14 protein-coding genes, 1 tRNA gene and 1 pseudogene are annotated in these 21644 nt (G+C 36.2%); 12 read left to right on the top strand and 4 right to left on the bottom strand.

Features of this window, described 5'->3' with window-relative positions:
- Positions 1-2746: HD domain-containing protein (locus MUW74_RS03255; RefSeq protein WP_243518451.1), on the top strand; the 2746-nt coding region annotated here is incomplete at its 5' end.
- 10 nt (positions 2747-2756) lie between these two features.
- On the opposite strand, the gene MUW74_RS03250 is transcribed toward MUW74_RS03255, so the two are convergent.
- Positions 2757-4790 carry a hypothetical protein gene (locus tag MUW74_RS03250; RefSeq protein WP_243518454.1) on the bottom strand — a complete coding sequence of 678 codons (2034 nt, stop codon included), beginning with the start codon at positions 4788-4790 and terminating at the stop codon, positions 2757-2759.
- Between the two features lie 394 nt (positions 4791-5184).
- Here MUW74_RS03250 and MUW74_RS03245 point away from each other — a divergent pair.
- The 4 genes from MUW74_RS03245 to rfbB all read left to right on the top strand — a co-directional run bounded on the left by MUW74_RS03245 (position 5185) and on the right by rfbB (position 10331).
- A tRNA-Gln gene (locus MUW74_RS03245) sits at positions 5185-5256 on the top strand.
- Positions 5257-5323: 67 nt separating this feature from the next.
- Entirely contained in the window at positions 5324-6697 is a 1374-nt protein-coding gene (locus MUW74_RS03240; protein ID WP_243518456.1) for a ClpP family protease, read from the top strand.
- Positions 6698-7018: 321 nt separating this feature from the next.
- On the top strand, positions 7019-9214 hold the full coding sequence (locus MUW74_RS03235) for a hypothetical protein (protein WP_243518458.1): 2196 nt from the start codon (positions 7019-7021) through the stop codon (positions 9212-9214).
- A 124-nt stretch (positions 9215-9338) separates the two neighbouring features.
- Positions 9339-10331, top strand: coding sequence for a dTDP-glucose 4,6-dehydratase (rfbB, locus tag MUW74_RS03230; protein WP_243518460.1), 993 nt, complete (start codon positions 9339-9341; stop codon positions 10329-10331).
- A gap of 332 nt (positions 10332-10663) precedes the next feature.
- Here rfbB and MUW74_RS03225 read toward each other — a convergent pair whose 3' ends face one another.
- Positions 10664-12367: a M3 family oligoendopeptidase gene (locus tag MUW74_RS03225; protein ID WP_243518461.1), complete on the bottom strand. Its 1704-nt coding sequence runs from the start codon at positions 12365-12367 to the stop codon at positions 10664-10666.
- 810 nt (positions 12368-13177) lie between these two features.
- On the opposite strand from MUW74_RS03225, the gene MUW74_RS03220 reads away from it, so the two are divergent.
- The 5 genes and pseudogenes from MUW74_RS03220 (at position 13178) to MUW74_RS03200 (ending at position 18610) form a co-directional block, all read left to right on the top strand.
- Positions 13178-13642 (top strand): nucleoside deaminase, encoded by a 465-nt coding sequence (locus MUW74_RS03220; RefSeq protein WP_243518463.1) that lies wholly within the window; start codon positions 13178-13180, stop codon positions 13640-13642.
- A 43-nt stretch (positions 13643-13685) separates the two neighbouring features.
- Positions 13686-14321, top strand: a complete 636-nt coding sequence (locus MUW74_RS03215) for a superoxide dismutase (protein WP_243518464.1) — start codon at positions 13686-13688, stop codon at positions 14319-14321.
- 188 nt (positions 14322-14509) lie between these two features.
- Positions 14510-16399: pseudogene (ftsH, locus tag MUW74_RS03210) on the top strand (ATP-dependent zinc metalloprotease FtsH); the annotation flags it as partial.
- A 154-nt stretch (positions 16400-16553) separates the two neighbouring features.
- Positions 16554-17858 (top strand): hypothetical protein, encoded by a 1305-nt coding sequence (locus tag MUW74_RS03205; protein WP_243518466.1) that lies wholly within the window; start codon positions 16554-16556, stop codon positions 17856-17858.
- Positions 17855-18610, top strand: a complete 756-nt coding sequence (locus MUW74_RS03200) for a PASTA domain-containing protein (RefSeq protein WP_243518468.1) — start codon at positions 17855-17857, stop codon at positions 18608-18610. The genes MUW74_RS03205 and MUW74_RS03200 overlap by 4 nt, the downstream gene beginning before the upstream one ends.
- Here the strand turns inward: MUW74_RS03200 and MUW74_RS03195 are convergent.
- A complete protein-coding gene (locus MUW74_RS03195) occupies positions 18600-18824 on the bottom strand; it encodes an Rpn family recombination-promoting nuclease/putative transposase (protein ID WP_338140476.1) in 225 nt (74 codons plus the stop codon). The two genes, MUW74_RS03200 and MUW74_RS03195, sit on opposite strands and share 11 nt — an antisense overlap.
- 340 nt (positions 18825-19164) lie before the next feature.
- Between MUW74_RS03195 and MUW74_RS03190 the strand changes: the two genes are divergently transcribed.
- Together MUW74_RS03190 and MUW74_RS03185 are read left to right on the top strand one after the other, a co-directional pair.
- The gene (locus tag MUW74_RS03190; protein ID WP_243518473.1) at positions 19165-19914 is read left to right on the top strand and encodes a UDP-2,3-diacylglucosamine diphosphatase; all 750 of its coding nucleotides are present in this window, start codon (positions 19165-19167) and stop codon (positions 19912-19914) included.
- Positions 19915-20016: 102 nt separating this feature from the next.
- Complete coding sequence (locus MUW74_RS03185; RefSeq protein ID WP_243518475.1) at positions 20017-21048, top strand: rod shape-determining protein; 1032 nt, start codon at positions 20017-20019, stop codon at positions 21046-21048.
- A 244-nt stretch (positions 21049-21292) separates the two neighbouring features.
- Here MUW74_RS03185 and yidD read toward each other — a convergent pair whose 3' ends face one another.
- Positions 21293-21523: a membrane protein insertion efficiency factor YidD gene (gene yidD / locus MUW74_RS03180; RefSeq protein ID WP_243518477.1), complete on the bottom strand. Its 231-nt coding sequence runs from the start codon at positions 21521-21523 to the stop codon at positions 21293-21295.
- Positions 21524-21644 lie beyond the last annotated feature (121 nt).

The following is a 21644-nucleotide window of genomic DNA, read 5'->3' as shown; positions in this document are numbered from 1 at the left end:
TAAATATCAACTACTACAGGCTGTGTTCTCTATATTTGATCCTCCATCTATTCAACGTTTTTATATGACTGCCTCTACAAAAGAGGCAGCCAAAACTTTGTATAAAAGGATCATGATAGAAGCCAGCTTGATTATACTTTTTTTTACCATTGCTGTAGCGGTACATTTAGGTGATCATGTTATCGGAACCAATCAGCATGTTATAGATTACTTGATCCAGCTTGCATACTTTCCTGGTATGCTCGGGATTTTAGTGACTGCTATCATTGCTTTAATTATGTCAACGATTGATTCTTGTTTACATACTTCTACTGTTTTACTTACCCATGATGTATTACCCGTAATAGTTGGTTCACCTAAATGGCTAACCAAATACCAACTCAAGACTACACGGATTATCTCTGTTTTAGTAGGTATAACAAGTATGTGTATAACCTGTTATCCTATTGATTACGCAAAAGTGTTTGATATAACAGGGCTTTATTACCTTACTTTTATTATTCCACTGATCATGGCTAGTTTTGGCTTTAAACCTCATTCAATTGCTGTTTTATTAAACATGGCGATTAATATGATCCTATCTTCTATAGTAAACTTATCTATACTCCAAGCCCTGTTTTTAAACTTATTTATGCTGATTATCAATCATTATCTCCTTCCTAAACGCCCTAATACTGGCTGGATAGGCGTTAAAGATCTTACTGCACTGGATTTACAAAATCAAGAAACCAAGCGCTGGTGGTTAAGAAGACTACAAAATTGCAAATTATGCTTTACGAAAGCATACTGGAAAAATTGTTTCCCAAAAAGAACAAGCACTTTTATGGTATTGGGTGTTTATATAATAATCAACACCTTGATGGCCCTTTTCTATATGGAAAAAGACTACTTTTCACGTTATATTTATTGGTATATTTCGGTAATAGCTTGTGGAACTATTTTAATCATCTACCCATCTTTTAAGAGGTATAACCCAACAGGTAGTCCCATATTGCATGGGGCATGGCCTATTCTATTATTTATATTACTTTTTCTTTCCAGTATACAATTTGCAAAATTAGGCCATTTTAGGCCTATAGTTTATATGTTGTCTATCGTTAACCTAGCTTTAGGAATAGTCCTTCTGTCCTTGAAAGCAGGAATTATTATGTTCAGTATAGCCATGATCCTACACAAATTTATACCACCCCATGTAGCGTGTTTAAATTCATTTTTCTCTATTTATAGGATAATTTCTATAGAATTTGTTTTAGCTATAACTATTTTAATGCCTACTCTAGTAGGTTTTGCTATATATAAATATCTACGTGATAAAATAGATATGAAGCTCAAAATCATAGCATTAGCCAGAGTTTATGAACGCAAAGCAGCATTAGAATTAATCTATAACCAAGTGAACTGGTCTAAACTGCATCCTATCTATGGTAATAAAATGCTAGAAGAAATGAGTGCCATATTGCAAGCGCCTTGTTCTTACTTCTACAAAAATGGTCAAGCACAACTTGGGGGAGAAATCAACCGTTTTATCAAACGGTTCGACAAGTTTAGCAATTTTTTACTAAACAGGGTGAAAGAAGAACGTATCCTAACACTTAATAAAAAAGTAGTAAAGCCAGTAGCCATTGATTTAGCTATCTTACGGGCACATAATACAGCGCTTAAGTTAGGAGAACCTATCGCTTTACTATTACGGAACCAAACAAAAATAATGCATCTGATAGCCGATCCGGGTCTTTTTGAACGTCTTTTAACTGTAAACTTATTCGAAATCAGCAAAAGTGAGCAAGCAACAGATCATATGGTCACCTTAACCATTGCTGATACGTTTTTACGTTATGACTATCAAAATACTATACCATCTAACAACCATGCACTTACTTTGCGTGCACTAGCTTTTTTTATCAGTACAGATAACCATATACCAAGCGTAAAACGAATATATGATATCAAGCATGATGCCCTCTATAACCATCTACCTAAGTCAGAAAATCAACTTTATCAAGCAGAAAGTAGGCAAATTGTACAAGCACATGATGGTTATGACACCATCATACAAACCAAAGAAACTTTAACCTATGGCTATGTATTACCCGTAAATGGTGAAAAAGTGATGCGTTTTAAAACTTACGACCCTACTACCTTGAGCTATAAAACAAGCGAAACAAAAGAAAGTATAGCGCAAGAACAAGAGTTAGTAGCACTGCTTACTATGGAAACTACTTTGACGAAAGAAATGATAGAAAAAACCATTAGGTTTATTAAAAATGCGCACGGATTGGTAACACGTAAATCTGGTGCACCCTACTATACCCATCCTATGGCAGTGGCTAAAATACTATTAGAGATCACTAAAGATCCTACAACGATTCTAGCTGGCTTGTTGCATGATGTAGTAGAAGATACACTGATTCCACTCACCCAAGTGGAACTAATGTATGGCGCTCAAGTGGCTTATATTGTAAATATGGTGACTCATTACAATACGAGTGGTTACCGATGGAAATTAGATGATAAAGAAAATAAAAATTTGTTAGACCAATGTAAAGATATTCGTGTAGTACAGGTTAAGCTAGCTGACAGACTCCATAACCTGAGAACCTTGCTTTTTCGTAAACTAGTAGACCAAAAAAGAATTGCACAAGAAACGATAACATTTTATATTCCATGGGCTAAAAAAAACAACATTGCGCAGTGGGTACCGGAAATGAGTTACATTTGCAAAACAATTTTAAATCAAAAAGAATAACATATACTATTTAACAGATACCTTCACAAAACTGCAGTGCCTTATTAGCGGCTTCTACTAGTTGTTCTACAATCCTAGCATTCAAATACTTCTTTCCAAGTTCAATATCTACCGTCAAGGTTTCTCGGGCCATATTTTTTACCTCTTCCAGGTGAATATAGTCTTTGGCATGACGTAAGTCATAAAGCCGTTCCGCAAATTTAACGCAGAGTACAAAAAGTTGTTCTCTATTGATGATGCGTTTGAGGCGATTACCTACGTAAAGTCCACATGGTTCCATCTCTTGGCGATTATTAACAGTGATCGTTCTTTCTACAAAAGAGTAGACATCTACACTATAATTGGCTTTAACATAAGCAAGTGGCAGACCTGCATAACGGACTAAACCATAAATTAAGCTAAAATAAACAGGTCTTGGTTGAGCAGGCACCCACTCTGCTACTAATTGCGCAATACCCAATGCACGGATATAGAATAATTGCCCTGATACATGTCTTCTGAAACCATAACAACGCCTTACTAATAAAAAAAGCTCATCCAATACAATGGTACGCATCTCAGCTACCGTACAGAGATTGTTATAGGCTTTAGTTAACATAACCATAGATTCCTCATATTCTTTGTGAGTAATGGCATCATCTGAAGGCAGTATTCTAGCAATCATCTCATCCCGTACAGCAGTTACATCACAAGGTACTACTATAAGTATCGGTTTTTTAGATGAAGGGGGAAATTGCAAGTAACCATAGTGGGTACGAACAATCTGTTCTATGGTTCGTTTTTCTATATTTCTCCATTCTAATTCTTTCTGTGAAACACTGTGCCAACGGAATTCACTACCTGTGGTAGTATATTCATAATAAGGTCTAATATTGGTCAAGATATCTTCAGGAAGCGTAGCGTTACCAATCACTAAAGCTATAGCAGGAGAACGTACATTTGTCGATTTAGCCTCGTAAGGATGGTGTAACGCGTAATTCAGGTAGGTGGTATATAATTGAATTTTTACACAAAAATCCTTTGAGCCATTTAGGTTAGCAATACTTAACACAATAGGTGTCAATAAGCAAACCATCTGGCTCACATCACAAATGATTTTTTTAGGAAGTTTATCATCTTTGGACTCTATTAATAACTTTGGCACAGCATGCTCCCTACTTTCCAATTCTAAGGCAACTTCTAACTTTCGCACTAGTTCATCTAGGCTAATTTCTACCGGCAGTAAGATTATATGATTCTTAGATCTAGCGCGTTGCTTTAAAAAAATATCCCAAATAATAAAATTCTTCATAATAACATCTAAATCTTCCTTATAAAGAGGCTTATCATCTAAGTAAGCAATAAATTGTGTCACTTCTTGCATGATTTGATCTATAAAAGCGTGAGCTCCTTTTGGATTATTCCGAACCATTTCTAAATCTGAATATACGCCACATACTTTTTGATTTTGCGGATCCTCTTGGGTTATTTGTTTTTCTTTTATTTTGTTTTTTAGGTATCGGTCATGATGTTTGGAGCCGGCTAGCTTACGCTTATTATAAGCAATAATGGAAAAAATGATCAAGGCTAATCCCAACATCGATATAAAATACAGCCCTGATTCTGATAGTAATAGATGCGTATGCTTGTAACATATGGCGTAAACAATAACCAGTAGCATAAGAGTTACAAGCTTTATGCTTATATATAAAGGCAATACGAATAATGTTAGCGATAAATGAGCTGCAGATAAGGCTAATGTGAAAATAGATGGCGGGTCAATTGCCCCTAACCAGTGCCAAAGCACATTTATAGGCAGGCAAAAAACTATACTTATCAACCAACACCGACCCATTTTCCAGGATGGGATTTGTTTGTTGGCATCTACTGCATAACTTATAAGCCAAATAGCCGTAATAAATTGAAGTACATACCAATAGATAGCAGAACCAGTTATATAATCCAATATAGTAGTCAATATAACGTAGCAGCCTGTAAATCCTATTATGGTGTCACTTGGCTTAAGTTTAGCTAATCTTTCTTTTGTACAAGCAGGTTTTAGCAAAAACAGTAAGATGAATATTATAACAAAACGTAGCATACTAAACGACATTCCAACTTTTTAAGTAAAATAACAATAGGTTTGTTGCCAAAAGCTACTTTCTACCTACTAAATAATTCTCACGGCAAGCCAGTACTTAACTTATAGCATTGATAAATTAAAATCTACAATTTTTTATTAAACTATCTATTTTTTTTGCACAGAAAACTTTTTATATATCTTCTTTGCACAGCGCTACTTGTGCAGCTAATTTACACTTAGATCTGGCCCTTGAAATTCGCTTTATTATAGATCGCAGTTCTGGGATCTGTATCTTTTAGAAATTCAAAAACAGGAAATTGTTTACTTTTTTATAATTAAATTCTTAGATTTGTAGTCCTACTACAGATGTTATAATTGTCCGGTAGTGTAATGGCAACACGTCTGGTTTTGGTCCAGAAGACTCTAGGTTCGACCCCTAGCCGGACAACTGTTAAACTTATAGAGCGATAGCGTAAATCTATTTTATTTAATAAATTTTAATGTAATTAATTGACATGATGGCTCTACACCATAAGCACAAACTAGTTAGATTAGGGTTTCTTTTTTTTATATTACTAGTCAAGCATAATATAGCAGCAGCAGCAAAAAAAGAGAAAAAGAAAGAAGTAGCCGTTGTATCTCCTATCGTGCAAAAAAAATCTTCTGATGCTGATCATGCTAACACAAATACTAAAGCCAAGCTACAAAGTGAGCAGAATGAGCTAGAAATAGAAAATGCACTTCATCGTGCCCGCTTAGAAAAAGAACTTTCAGCGATTATTTCTCAAATTGAGCGTTTGCGTGTTCAAAAAGAACGAAAACGGCTAGAAAAAGAGACAGAAGACGAAAATGCGCGAAGAGAGCATGAGAAAGCTATGCTCTTGCTCAATATGGAAAAGGAAAAGCTTAACATCGAATTAGAGCTAGCACAAGCTAGGTTTATGAAACAAATGGAACAATATAATATCCAATTAATTAAACTAGATAAGGAAATACAATTAGAAAAAGGTCAAACCCAACTACTTCAAGAGACCACTAATCGGTTACAGGCAGAAATAGAGGCTTTGCAAGCTAAAGCAGTACGCGATAAGCGTATTGAAAAAAAGCCTATTTACCTAAATGATCCATTAAACAAGCAAACCAATACCTTGGTGCTTTCTGACCGATGCATTGAGCTCAATGGTACCATTACACCTTGGAAAGCAAATTATATTGTAGATCAAATTCATTACTTTAACAACAAAAATAGTGTAAATCCTATATTTCTTATTATTGGTTACTCGCCAGGGGGATTTGTAAGTGCAGGATGGAATATCTTGCAAGCGATAGAACATAGTAAAGCACCTGTCTATGTAGTTGTAAAAGCATTTGCTGCTTCTATGGCGGCTATTATTACTACATTGGCTACTAAATCTTATGCTTATCCAAATGCCGAAATATTGCATCATCAACCTTCTTCTTGGTTTTTTTATGGTAATGTAAGAGCAACAAAAGAACAGTATGAAGAACTGAATAAGGTATGGAAACGTTTGGGAGGTAGAGTAGCTAAAAAAATGGGTATATCTCTTAAAGCATTTGACAAAAAACTCTACGAGAAGTCTATGTATGGAGACTGGATGGAATATGGTGACTATGCCAAAAAAATAAAATGGGTTGATTATGTGATCAATGGTATACAACATAGTGCGATTAGCAGCCTACCAGATGCAGCTGACTATAGTTTTGAAAAATTTATAAAGGAGCAATATGGTTTTAATAAAGAGAAAGAAACAGAAACATCTCAAGTAGCAATACAGTACCATGCACTAGCTCCTCATGATTTTGACTATAGCTACAACCCTGATAAAAAAACACAGATGATGATGTCTCTCCAGGGCGCTACTAAATAAATATTTTTTAAATTCTCGATTTATTTAAAAAATAAGCACGAAGTTAGCCTCTAAGCTACTAACAAAATGTAGCTGTTGAGTAGATACTTGCTTACTAATTTCGTAAAAAGCTATAAATAGTCTTTTCTTTGAAAGACTAGCAGCATACTGCAGCTTCCAACTATAGCCCAATTACCAACTTTTTTACAGATTAGAATTTTTAATAAGTTCAAATAAAAACTTGAATTTATTATTATAATTACCTATAATTTGTATAATTTATATTTTGTACCATATCAAATATAAGATTTATTATTCTAGATTTTACTAATCTCTTTTGCGATGTCACTCAACATATCCTTCCTCATAGCATTACTTTTTTTGCTATTCGTTCTAGTAGTGGCGCTTTATCTCGATCTTAGTAAGTCTCCATCTGATGACCAAGGGTTAATTAATAAACAATTTGATTATGAAATTCAAATGATTTATAAAGCTATTATACGTAAACAAGCTCGTATAAAGCAAGTATTAAAGTTTGCTGTTATGAAAGAAAAATTAGCTAAGCTAAGACCAAGTGATGCCATTATTGGGTGTACAGGATGTTACCTTATATTTACTGCCCTATTAGACTACCTAATTGGAGGACTAACTACTCATTGGTATGTATTACAATTTTTTATAAGCATGCTGCTTATAGTTTATGCAATTGCCCCAAAACGTAAATTTCCATCTTGGAAAGTTGGTAGATTTTTTCTGATATGCTGCATTTTATGCCTGCCTGTAAATGTGCTTTGGCACTGGTTGCATTTACAAGATCCTCAATTTACACTTACTTTATCTGTAGCACATTTATCTACAACTTTATTTGTATTACCCCTCTATATCAGCATCAAGCTAGTAGCGGTTACATTATTGGTAATTGTGTATACAATCTATAAGATTGGTATAGATGAACTGTTGGCATCAGGTGATTCTTTACTATCCTTATTAGGATTTGGCTTAATCATTTTCGGTATTATCATTTACAATAAACGCAAAATAACTGGTTATACACTGTATAAACGCTACTTAAAAAATCAAAAAAAACTAATAGAAAAAAAACAAAATCAACCTATAGAAGCTAATCTAAACTTAGACTCAGAAATCTCTAGTAAAAAACCAAAAGAGACAGTACCCTCTGTAGAAAAAACAATGCAAGAAGTTACTGAGCTTATTTCATATATAGATAATAGACCGCTCTATAAGCAAGATCTCCAAAGTATAATCGATAAATTTGTAGTTTTTAGCACTTTTTTGAAACAACGCGCTAGATCCATAGACCATATACAATTAACACCAAGTGAAATTACGATAGATGAATTAATCGCTAGGCTAGAGACTGCGTTGGAAATTAAGACCCCACTAGCACCCAAAATGGTTATAGAAAACAAAGATAATGCTATTCCTAAAAAGATTACATGTGATATCAATCATATGATCCAATCATTGGTTCCTATTGTTTTACGTACTGCTAATCTAAATAATGGTTCAAAGAGTGAAGTAGTAAAAATTCAATTACATACTACTCAGCTAAAATATATTCAAAAACGTCGTCAAAAAGATCCGTATCATTCGGAAACAGGCTTCCCAGCCATAGCCTTAGTAATCAGTAGTGCTACTACCCCTTCAGCTATATTACCCCAAATTAGAAGTTATTATGAGGATATTACAGAAGGTAGGGAGCTTAAGTGGCACAGCAGTCAGACGGACTCAGAGCGTATACGTGTTGAAAAACGTGTCATAGAAAGAGCCGTTCGTGCCCACTATGGTTATCTACGCTTTCCTATTTCGAAAAAAAGACCTATGCTCATGGTATTGCCTTGTAATGTAGCAACAGTTAGAGATGACATGCTTGCCAAGATACTACCTTTAAATGTTCCTATCAACCAAAAAGAAATCGATCAATCCATAGAAATGTTTGTCAGATCTTATAATCAGCTTTGTGAAATATCAGAGGTTCGTAAAGCTGTAATGGATGAAATAATTCTATTGATGAGGAGATGTTATGGTTTTAGACGGCACTTATCGGGGCAATTACTATATATCCGTGCTATAGGGATTACACAATTGGTTGCAGAATGGGTACGATTCTATCCGGAACCGGTTTATGTTGCTTTGCTGTATGACTTGGTTAATCATGCAGGTTTGCCACTTTCGTATATCAAAGCAAGTTATGATCTGAATATTTACTCGTTTATAGAGAGTGTTTTAGCAGTCAATGATCGTCAAGATATGGAGCCATGTGGGCTTTATATTGGGAATGCCCTTAAGCAGGTAATCAATAGGGAGCAACTTTTTGTGCTTTGCATTAAATTGGCTGAGCGGCTTTATGATTTGCGACATGCTAAAAGTTATCCTCAGTTAGATGAATTAAAATGCATGGCCAAAGAAACACTTGCCATAGATATTGAACTAGCTAAAAAATATTTGAATACTAAGATTGTAGAAGCATTAGCCAACGCAGCAGAGGAAGCACTACAATTCTGTGAAAAAAAATAAAAAACGCTTTTGCTGATCGGAACTATTTTACAGGTATTTTTTTTTATAGCATCGCCACAGTACCCAAGCTATGGATTAATTAAATGCTTATAATTGTAAGCTACTAGCTAGTAAGCACATTCTTATGCAAAAATTATTAATAACAGGCGGGGCAGGTTTTATAGGTTCGCACTGTATTGAATGGTTTTTGAAAAAGCATCCTAATTATTACATTGTAAACTTAGATAAGTTGACCTATGCTGCTCGCTTATCTTTTGCACGTCAGCAGCGTTTAAACTACTATTTTGTAGAAGGAGATGTGACCAACTTTTTATTGGTTTCAGAGCTGTTTCAAAAATTTAACTTTGATCGTGTGATTCATTTGGCTGCTGAATCACACGTAGATAGATCAATTCTTGATCCACTGCTTTTTATAAAGAGTAATATAGAGGGCACGGCTACGCTATTACATATAGCTTATAAGCATTGGTTTAAAGGACCTAATCAGCCACTTCATCCCAATCATCTATTTCTATATATTTCTACCGATGAAGTCTATGGTGCATTAGATGATAACGCTCAACCATTTACAGAAGCGACTACACTTGCACCCAATAACCCTTATAGCGCCAGCAAGGCTGCAGCCGAATGTTTAGTAAGGTCTTATACCCATACTTATGGACTGCATACGATTATTACTCGTTCAACCAACAATTATGGCCCGTATCAAGATACAGAAAAACTAATGCCCATGGTTCTGAAAAATGCATTACAAGGTAAGCCTGTTTCGTTGCATGGGGATGGAAGAAGTATTCGAGATTGGTTACATGTGGAGGACCATTGCAGGGCGATTGATGCTGTTTTGCATAGCGGCCAAAGCGGCCAATCTTATAATATTGGCGCCAATCAAGAACGAACTAATCTTGAAATAGCATCGATGATTTGCCAAATACTGGATCGCTTGAAACCACTACGTGCAAGTTCGTATAATTCTTTAATTGGTTTTACTACCGAAAGGGCAGGGCAAGATAGGCGCTATGGACTTGATTGTACCAAAATTAAAGCCAGACTAGGATGGACTCCATCTATTGGGCTGCAAGAGGGTATTGAGGCGCTTGTGCGTAGTGCATTGGGTTAAAAGGCTGTTTTGTTCCACTTTTTTCTTCGTATCCATTCAGCACTATGGTAAGGCTACGTATAAAAACGCCCCTTGTAAAATAATTGCGATCAGCAATCACTCCTTACAGCTGAAATAGAAAAACAGTTGAGAGGAAGGCTGCAGCGTGGATTCTGTTTTTTCAGCTCTAAGGAGTGATTGCAGCCATTTTTTACCCAGGGCTTGATTTTTTGCTTACTTTTTTATCAAGAAAAAAGTAAGCAAAAAATACATTATTGACCAGTCCGCTGAACGGCTGCTTTTTCTTCATATAAAGAGTAAGAAAAACCTTATCACAGTATTCAACGATTACCCTAAAGCTCAGTCCAAGCCTTACGCACGAATTGCGCTAAGGAGCGAATATGTTCCCTGCTAAAATCAAAGCAAACCCCGGCAGTTTCATAGACTTTAGGCATCGATGCTGTATGGCCTAACTTTAATGCATTCAGGTAATGATGCAACCCTTGCTTAGGGTTTTCTTGAGCATTTTTCCATACCCCAATTGCACCAAGCTGTGCAATAGCATATTCAATATAGTAGAAAGGTACTTCAAATAAATGTAACTGCTTTTGCCATAAGTGACTCTTGCACTCCTCATAGCCGGTCCAATCGGTTATGCTGTCTGAAAAGCTGCTAAAGATACGGTTCCAGTTTTCTGCTCTTTCGGCTAAAGTATGATTAGGATGTTCATAGACCCAATGTTGAAAAGCATCAATAGTAGCCATCCATGGTAAAAAGCTAATAACATGAATTAAATGCTCTTTTTTAGCACGAATAAGGTCCTCTGGATTGGTAAAGAAAACATCCCAATGCGGCATAGCGAGCAACTCCATAGACATAGAAGCTAATTCTGCAATCTCTGATGGACAATGCTTAAAAGCATTTAAGGTCAACTTGTGAACTAAAAAAGCATGGACGGCATGACCTGCTTCATGAAGCATAGTCAACATATCGCCTACCGTAGAAGCCGCATTCATAAAAATAAAAGGCACTCCGGTCTCATCTAACGGGTAATTATACCCACCAGGTGCTTTGCCCTTACGTGAGGTTAAGTCTAGATGGCCCATCTGTTCCATGGTACGCAAGCAATCTCCTAAAAAAGGGTCTAACTGCTCCAATACCCTAATCGTTTTATTAACTAAATCTGATGAATCTGTAAAGGGACGCAATGGCTTTCTACCCTGTATATCTACTGCATGGTCAAATGGTTGAAGAATAGGTAGGCCTAACTTATTTTTTCGATCTTCTGCCAGTTCGTTGAGTAACGGTACGATTTCTTCTTGAATAGCCTTATGCAAGGTCAAACAATCTGTTGGTGTGTAATCAAACCGATTCATGGATACAAAAGCATAGTCTCTAAAATTCTTAAAACCAGCATTCACAGCTACTTGATGACGTTGCTCAATGAGCTTAGAGTAGAGTCCATTGAGTAGATCTTTATCTTGTAATCTCCGTTGTTGTACTTTATCATACACCTCTTTACGAAAAGGTCTATCAGTCGATTCTAAATGAGCAGCGGCTTGCTGTAAAGTGAGTTCTTGGCCAGCTACCTCTACCATCATGGCACCTGCGACAACACCAAACTGCCTTGTATTTAACTGAATTTGGGTTTGAATAGCTATATTTTCTTCTCTGTAGCAGCGTAATTGATTTTCAATTTTTCGAAAAAATATGTCATATTGGGCTTCCTTACGTAAAGTATGTGCTTCTTTTGCAGCTAGCACTTTTTGATTTAGCTGATCTGTAACCGCTGTTACATGAGGAGCTATACTGGTAATGTAATATTCATAACGATCTTTAGCGACTACATCAGTAGTATCACAAGAGGTACGAATATACCGCCACCCAGCATCTTCTTCTAATACCCCTTCTAGTTCGCTCCAATGGGCTAAAAATTTTTTTAGATCATCTAACGTAGCAAGATGCCTGGCCAAGAGGTTATCATAAAAAGGTTGAATAGAAGCCCAATCTGTTATAATGTAATCTATCGGCAAAAAAGTACGAAGGTATTTTGGCATGATTTAAAATTTTTATGGGAGCATAATAATCTACTAAATATTAAACAGAAATCACAAAAAAATCACAAAAAATAACCCACATATTACTTTAGAATTGGCTTTAAATCAAAGTTTGTTCTAGTGTACATAATTGTAATCTGAAAAAATCAGATACTATTTTAGTAGATAGGCTACAAGATCAAATTTAGTCTGATATGGTTACCACTTAATATTTGTATAGGTATTTAATTATAATATCAGATTACACGCCGCGTATTATTTCTCTGCTGTAGGATTAGTTCCATCTTTGTTATTAGTTGTTCTATGCGAAGAAGAGCTAGTTCACACTTCTTGTTTTTTGTTTGTTTTTTCTGAAATGCCTAATGCCTGTTTCGATTCGATACACTCTGTTTGAGTGAACAATATAAGAGCGCACTAACTGGTGGGCATATGATTTTTAATAAAGAAAAAAATTTGCAAGTTAATCTATTTTTATTTACATTGCCTCCTGTAATTGGTTTTCAATTATATGTTTAGTTTAGTTTAGTTTAACGGCAAGCCCATGCATTAGAAATGCTATGACTGTTAATTTAAGTTTATCATAAGCTTAACAGTAAAAAAGTTTCTTTAGTGTGTGGGCTTTGTTATGCCACACAGCAGCTGTGGTATACCGCTAGTCATTAATCATTTTAAAACAGCCAAATGCAATATTACTAAATTATAAGGGCAATTACAATATATTTTTGCAAATATGGCTCAGGTCTTACTTGTATAGGCACTAGTTAAGCAGTCTAGAAAATTAACTACCACTTTAACAAACTCCCTACTTGCATGAGCCGTTTAGGTCGCATGGATGACGATATTTTTTTTATGCAAGCTGCACTAAAAGAAGCAAAAAAAGCAGCTAAAGTAGGGGAAGTACCGATTGGAGCAGTGATCGTGGCTGGTCATAAGATTGTCGCGCGTGCGCACAACCAAGTAGAGCAACTCAAAGATCCAACAGCCCATGCAGAGCTACTCGCCATAACAGCTGCTGCTAATTACTTTAATAGCAAATATCTCCCCAGCTCTACCCTATATGTTACGCTAGAACCCTGTATAATGTGTAGTGGTGCACTCTACTGGTCTCAGATCAACCGACTTGTATTTGGTGCTAGTGACCCCAAAAGAGGCTACCAAACCTGTTCTACTTCTACCTTGCACCCACGGACAAAAGTCCAAGAACATATTTTAGCTAAAGAAAGTAATGAACTGCTGATTTATTTTTTTAAAAAGTTAAGAAACACTATATTGTAGCGCAACAAACTAATTTTATCTTTATTCTAAAATTTAGATTTTTATGATTTTTACACTTCCTGCTTTGCCCTATGCCTACAACGCATTAGCCCCCTACATAGATGGTCAAACTATGGAAATCCATCATACTAAACACCACCAAACCTATGTTGATAAACTCAATCAAGCGATAACTGGTACCGCTATCGCAGCTGCAGAAGGAACAGAAATATCGGTACTAACCCATTTGCTGAAAGATATCAGTGCCTACCATATAACTGTTCGTAACAACGCTGGCGGCCATTTCAATCATTCATTTTTCTGGAATAGCCTCACACCTAATGCCTCCCACCAGCCCCAAGCAGATTTATTGCATGCATTAGAAAAATCTTTCGGAAACTTTAAAGAGTTCAAAGAGGCTTTTACAGCAGCTGCAGTTGCACACTTTGGTTCTGGATGGGCCTGGTTATCTGTAGCGAAAAAAGATGGGAGTTTATTTATTTCTACAACTGATAATCAATATAATCCACTTATGAATACCACCCCTGTTCAAGAGCAAGGTATACCTATTTTAGGACTAGATCTATGGGAACATGCCTATTACTTACGCTATCAGAATAAACGCTTAGCCTATATAGAGGCTTTTTGGAACGTCATTCATTGGCAGGTAGTTAAAGATAGATTTATGGAAGCTATATAATAAACATCCCTATAAAGCCGATCATAGACAGCCCTAAAGCGGTAAGCTTACCATAAAGTATGTTAATCTTAAAAATTATCTCCACTTTTCAATTGTTTTTCAATTGTTTTTCAATTGTTTTTCAATTGTTTTTTGTAAAATTGCATCTTCACTATAACAAATAGCAGCTATTCAATTCAAACTAAGTTATGAAACAAAGAGAAAAAAAGTTTGTGCAGCACAACGCGCCTCAGTCAATTTTTATATTGGCTATATTAATCATATTGGGTTTATTATTTTATTATAGCAAAGAACAAGGTGTGATTCCTATTTCTGAGAAGCGTTTTGAAAAAATGATGTTGAACCAAGAGGTTAAGGCGGTTACTTTAATTACCAATCAACACCTAGTGGAAGTAGTCCTTAAAGAGGATGCATTGAGAAAAGATTGTTATCAAAAAGAACTCGCGGGAAGAGCTGCTTGGAAAAGTAACAATCGTGTAGTTTACACTTTTCGTATACCAAGTTTTAATATTTTTCATAAAAAATTTTCAGCAATAGAAGAAAAAATAGACCCTGAGGCTAGAATAGGCTACACATGCGAAGAACGCTCAGAACCAGCTAGTTTTATTAATTGGTCTTTTTTATTGACGCTATTTCTTATTTACTGGTTCTTTATTCGTAAGCCAGGTAATGGTATGGCAGGTCCTGGTACGCAGCTTTTCAATATGAATACCTTAAAAGCAACTGTTTTTGATAAAAATAATCAGTTAAAAGTTACATTCCAAGATGTAGCCGGAATGAAAGAAGCCAAAGAAGAGGTAAAAGAAGTAGTCGATTTTTTAAAAACACCTGAAAAGTTTACTTTGCTTGGTGGCAAAATTCCTAAAGGAGTGCTCCTGGTAGGTCCGCCAGGAACAGGTAAAACACTACTAGCCAAAGCAGTAGCTGGAGAGGCAGGTGTGCCAGTTATCTGTCTCTCTGGATCGGATTTTGTAGAGATGTTTGTGGGTATAGGTGCTGCTCGTGTGCGTGACCTTTTTAAAAAAGCCAAGGAAAAGGCACCTTGTATTATTTTTATCGATGAAATCGATGCAGTAGGTAGAACACGAGGTAAAGCTAATATGCCTGGTGTAAATGACGAACGTGAGAATACCTTGAATTCACTCTTGGTAGAGATGGATGGTTTTTCAACCAATTCTGGTGTGATTGTAATAGCTGCTACGAATAGACCAGAGGTATTAGATCCTGCACTGTTACGCCCAGGTAGATTTGACAGGCAAGTAACTATAGATAACCCTGATGTAGTGGATCGAGAAGCTATTATACGATGCCATAGCAAAAGACTCAAACTAGAAAGACATATACGTATCAAACAACTTGCTGAGCAAACGCCGGGATTTTCTGGTGCAGACTTGTCTAATATGTGCAACGAAGCGGCTTTAATAGCGGCCAGAAAAAACAGAAAGTTTGTAACGATGCATGACTTTCATGCTGCTATAGACCGGATTATTGGTGGCTTAGAGAAAAAAAACAAACTTATCTCTCCAGAAGAAAAAAAAATAGTAGCCTACCACGAAGCAGGTCATGCCATTGCGGGATGGTTTCTAGAACATGCACATCCACTCGTAAAGGTAAGCATTGTACCACGTGGTATAGCTGCACTAGGCTATGCACAATATTTGCCGAAAGAACAGTTTATTTATCAGGAAAATCAATTGTTAGATGAATTGGCTATGGCGTTAGGTGGAAGAGCCGCTGAGGAGCTTATTTTTGGAAAAATTTCTACCGGTGCACTAAGTGATTTAGAACGCACTACTAAATTGGCTTATAGTATGGTTACGGTCTATGGCATGAACCCTAAAGTCGGTCACCTTTCTTTTCATAACGGCAAACAAGTAGACTATACTTTTACAAAACCTTACTCAGAAAAAACAGCTTACACCATAGATGAGGAGGTCAAAGCAATTATAGAGGGTGCTTATGAACGGGTAAAAGAGTTGCTCAAAGAAAAGATTGATAAACTGACCCTTTTGGCCGAGGCTTTATTGGTAAGGGAGACTATATTTAAATCAGATCTAGAACGTTTAATCGGCAAGCGCTTTCCCAAAGAAGCTAAGGAGATTTCTACTGAAGATGGTCCATCACCTGAAGCTCCTGAAGCTTCACCAAGTGCAGGTGCAACTTGATAGTAGTGAAGAAATAGCTTCTTTAAGAAATGATCTGGAACAGGTATAAGGAAAAAAAACAAAAAAGATGCACCCAAGAATAGGGGTTCTAATGGGTGGTTTTACACCCGAGCGACATATATCATTAGAAAGTGGTCGAAATGTCTATAGTAAGTTGGTCGCTTCCACTAAGTATGCGCCTCTCCCGCTTTTTCTATCTGGTTCTAGCCAAACTTATCGTATTTTTATATTACCCATTGCCCTGCTGCTAAAAGATAATGCAGATGATATCCATGATGCGCTCTTGTATCCAGCTAAATTCAGTGCATCAGAGCAATTGTTAACCCCTATTCGAAAAGAAGCTAACGCCATCACAAGAACTTACGCCAAGAATGCTATTTTTAGAGCAGAGGAACTTAGCTTTCGCGCTTTAAAAGAAAGGATAGATTTTATGTTTATAGCCTTGCATGGTAGGCCTGGAGAGGATGGTACTTTGCAAAGTATGTTACAAGATTATGCGATACCTTATAATGGGTCTGGCATAGCAACTACTGCTTTGACCATTGATAAGTATGCCACTAATCAATTTTTAGCCCAAAAAGGATTTAATGTTGCCAAACAGCTTGTTATCAATAAAGGAGATTGGGACTATAATCAAGTTAGAACGATCGATGCTATAGAGGAAACATTTAGCTATCCGATTATTGCCAAACCAGTGGATGATGGTTGTAGTGCAGGGGTTGTAAAGATTAGGCATAACGCTATGTTACTTGCCTATGCATCTGCCAGTTTTAGAAACCAAACACTCATTGAACCTGATCTGATGCAACTATTAGCGTTGCCATCAGGAGACTACATTCCAAGGCAAGAAAGATTTCTGCTGGAAGAGCTGATTCAAAAAGATAAAGAAACGATCGGTTTTTTAGAAACCACAACCGGCTTATTAACTCATATGGATGCTAATGGTAAAACGCTATATGAAATCTTTGAACCATCTGAAACAGTAGCAGCAGATGACATACTTTCTTTAGAAGAAAAATTTTTAGCAGGGGAGGGTCATAATATTACCCCTGCACGCTTTCATAAGAATAGCCAAACAGCTACTATAATTCGAAAAAGTGTCAAAAGCAGACTGGCTGATGTCGCAAAAGTTTTAAACTTACAAGGGTATGCTAGAATAGACGCTTTTATAAAAATCTATTCCCATGAAAAGGTGGAAGTTTGGGTAATTGAAATTAATGCACTGCCTGCTCTGACACCAGCTACCTGTATTTTTCATCAGGCTGCCTTAAATGGTTATACGCCATTTGACTTTATAGATGCGATTATCCAATATGGATTGAGCAAAATCAATTTTACTACTTACCTAGGAGCTGCAAGCTTACAAATATGAGCAAAAAAACAGTAAAAAAGCTATGTAAGCATCTTGTTTATATGTTTTGCTTAAGCATAAGTATACTCTATATTTTCTTCTACATAGCCTTGCCCTATATCACGCATCAAGGTAAAATTGTTCAAGTTCCAGATCTAACAGGTGTCCATTTAGAGGCATTGGATGAAAAGCTTAGTAAATATCATTTGGGTTACGTTATAACGGATAACAGTGGTTATTCACCTCAACTACCTCCCTTTACTGTTTTACAGCAATTTCCTGCAGCAGGTGCTTCCGTTAAGGAAAACCGAAAAATCTATTTGACCTTAAATGCAGAAAATCCCCTACTTGTCTCCATGCCCAATCTTGTTGAAGGATCTATTAGAGAAGCCCAGCTACGTCTAAAGAACAAAGGACTAAAACTAGGTAACATCAAACATGTTCCTGACATTACCGAGTATGCCGTTTTAGAACAATGGTACAATGGTCGTCCTATACCTGCTGACAAACTCATTCATAAAGGATCTACGATTGATTTAGTAGTGAGCGCTGGATTAGGGAAAGAAATTATTGACGTACCAGATCTAGTAAAAATGCCTTTAGAAGAAGCTAATTTAATATTATTAGAGCGGGGCATGCGTATCGGTGTGGTACATCATATTAAAGATAAAGATAGCCACTTACCCGTTGGTACAATTATACGCCAAAACCCGTTACCAGGCACTAAGGTGCCATTAGGGACTGCTATTAGCTTATGGATGGTTAAGGTATAGGACTAGGTGCTAGCTCATATTTCTTGTCAAGTATAATACAAGATTTAAAGTTTGCTAAAAATTCATCCCATAGTTTAAGTATATCACGTTTCTTAACATACTTCATGAAATATTCGAGCATACCTAAATGTTGCTTCTGTTTGATCTGATCATCTGGCATATCATAAAATAAAAAAACATTTGTTACTACATTCACTAGAAAACTCACTAAGATTTTTTCACTGAACTTAAATGAAATATTGACTATTATTATTGTATGCTATATGATGAAAAATCATAAATTTGTTTTCTGTTTTTTGGGGTTGAATAACCTAGATTTTTTAAACAATTAGCCATTCCTGCATGTTTGCCTCGTTCAAGGCTATAGTAAGCAAATTTGTTAAATGTGGAATAATTTTCTAAGCTAGCTTATTATTTATTGAATGCTTATGCATTTAAATGCTTGTATTGCGGTCTCTAGTTAGTTTTTTCCAAGAGGTCTATTACAGAAACCCAATCAATTTTTTTATACTAGCAACCTGTAATCATGGCCTTATTTTGTTTAGCTGATTGCTTTGATAGACATAACTCAACTAGCTAAGAAAGTCTTTTTTATATCAGACTTACACCTGCCCCTTTGTCCTAGTGGTGTAAACCGTTCTCGTGCATTAGAGAATAAGCTACTAGCTTGGCTAGACTATATAAAGCCACAAGCAGAGGCCTTATTTTTATTAGGAGATGTCTTTGACTTTTGGTTCGAGTATAAATACCTTATTCCTAAGGGAGCCATTCGATTTCAAGTAAAACTTTGGGAATTTGTTCAAAATAAGATACCAGTTTATTTATTTTTAGGGAACCATGATGGTTGGTCTATCGATTATTTAATACAAGAATGTGGTGTACAATTATTTAGAAAGCCAGCATCTATTACTATTTGTAACAGAAAATTTTTCTTGGGTCATGGCGATACGATTGGTCCCACTATTGGTTATACGCTATTGCGTAGACTATATCATAGTCGTTGGCTCCAATCCTTTGTAAGGATTTTGCCACCTGATTGGATTTATAACAGAGTAGATCGTTATCTTACTAAAAAAAAAGGGGCAAACCCTTCGTTTTTTGAAAAAAAGGACCGTATATTTCACTATTGTGAAGATAAGATAGAACCTTTTAATCATCACGATTTTTATATATTTGGCCATACACATTGCCCATATATAAAGGCATTAAATCATTCAAGCAGTTATTGTAACCTTGGAGACTGGGTCTTTCATTATACATATGCTTGTTTTGATGGTGAGAATCTGTCATTACTTACATTTTAAGACACTACGTATTAAGCATATAGCTTGTACGGATTAGTCATATTAGCCTAAAAACTTTTAGGTAATATAAATGCATCAATCTTTTAGACTTAGACATATTACATGGGCATTTGGAGTTATTTTCACATAGATATCGCTGTCGATCTAGGAACAGCCAATACCTTAATCATACACAATGATAAAATTGTTGTAGACGAGCCATCTATTATAGCTATAGATCGTAACACCAATAAGATGATTGCAGTTGGTAAAGCTGCTATGCAAATGCATGAAAAAACGCATGATACGATACGAACTATTAAGCCACTTAAGGATGGTGTAATTGCGGATTACCATGCAGCAGAGCTTATGATCCAAGGGATGATTAAGATGTTGTCTAAAAAAAAGTTATCCGTTTTCACTCCGTTTTTTAATAGAATTATTATTTGCATTCCCTCTGGTACCACTGATGTGGAAAAAAGGGCTGTTCGAGATTCTGCTGCCCATACAGGTGCCAAAGAAGTCTATATGATTTACGAACCTATTGCGGCCGCTATAGGAATAGGTGTTAAGATTGGCGAGCCTGTTGGTTGTATGATTGTCGATATTGGTGGTGGTACAACAGAAATAGCGGTTATATCTTTATCTGGTATTGCCTGTGATCAATCTATTAAGGTAGCCGGTAATGCATTTAATAAAGATATACTAGACTACATGCGCAAGCAGCATAACCTGGTTATTGGAGAGCGTACGGCAGAACAAATTAAAATAGCCGTAGGAGCTGTTTGGATGGATTTAGGTGAGCCACCAGCTGATTATCCAGTACATGGTAAAGACCTTATGACTGGGATTCCTAAGATTATATCGGTAAGTTATAAAGAGATAGCTGTTGCGTTAGAAGAGTCAGCTGCAAAAATTGATGATGCTGTCCTAAAAGCATTGGAAATGGCGCCACCTGAATTAGCTTCTGATATATACAAAAATGGGATTCATTTGACAGGAGGTGGTGCTTTACTACGTGGTTTAGATAAACGGTTACATAGTATAACCAAACTGCCTGTCCATGTTGCAGAAGAGCCTTTACAAGCAGTTGTCCGTGGTACCGGTACAGCGTTAAAAGATGTGGAGACCTACCGTAGCGTACTCATGAACTAATGGTGCATATCCTTTACGTTTAGTTTAATAGTAAAAAAGTTTTTTATCGTATCCATTCACTACTGTGGCAGAAGTGCACCAAAAAAATGCCCCTTGTAAAATAGTTCCGCTCAAAAATTGACTGTTATAACTGAGTATAACTGAAATAGAAAAACAGCTGATAAGGAATTTGAAGCGTGGGATAAAAATGCCTTACGGCTTATGTACCAATGGTGGTCATTCTTATACTTGAGGGAACTATTAGTTAAGGTAATGGATCATAGCCACTATCTCCCCAAGGATGACAGCGCAGCAACCTACGTAAAGTCAGCAGGATGGCTTTTGGGATCTCATACTTAGTAAAAGCAGCTTTTGCATAACTAGAACAACTAGGGTGAAATCGACATACAGGAGGCAACAAAGGTGCAATACAGTGCTGATAGATGGTGATAAAAAAGCAGCAAAACTGTCTAAAACATAGCTTGTATTTGTTCACAAAATTGGTAAGTTATAAGTTAGCGGTTCAAAAATTTGGTAAAAAAACTTTTTTATACTACTTTTTTCTTGATGAAGAAGTGGAAAAAAATCAAGCCCTCAGTAAAAAGTTTCGGCAATCA

It is taken from the genome of Candidatus Cardinium sp. cBcalN2, assembly GCF_022810445.1.
GTDB lineage: Bacteria > Bacteroidota > Bacteroidia > Cytophagales > Amoebophilaceae > Cardinium.
The sequence above is the reverse complement of the archived record's forward strand: the minus strand, read 5'-3'. Positions and strand labels throughout refer to the sequence as shown.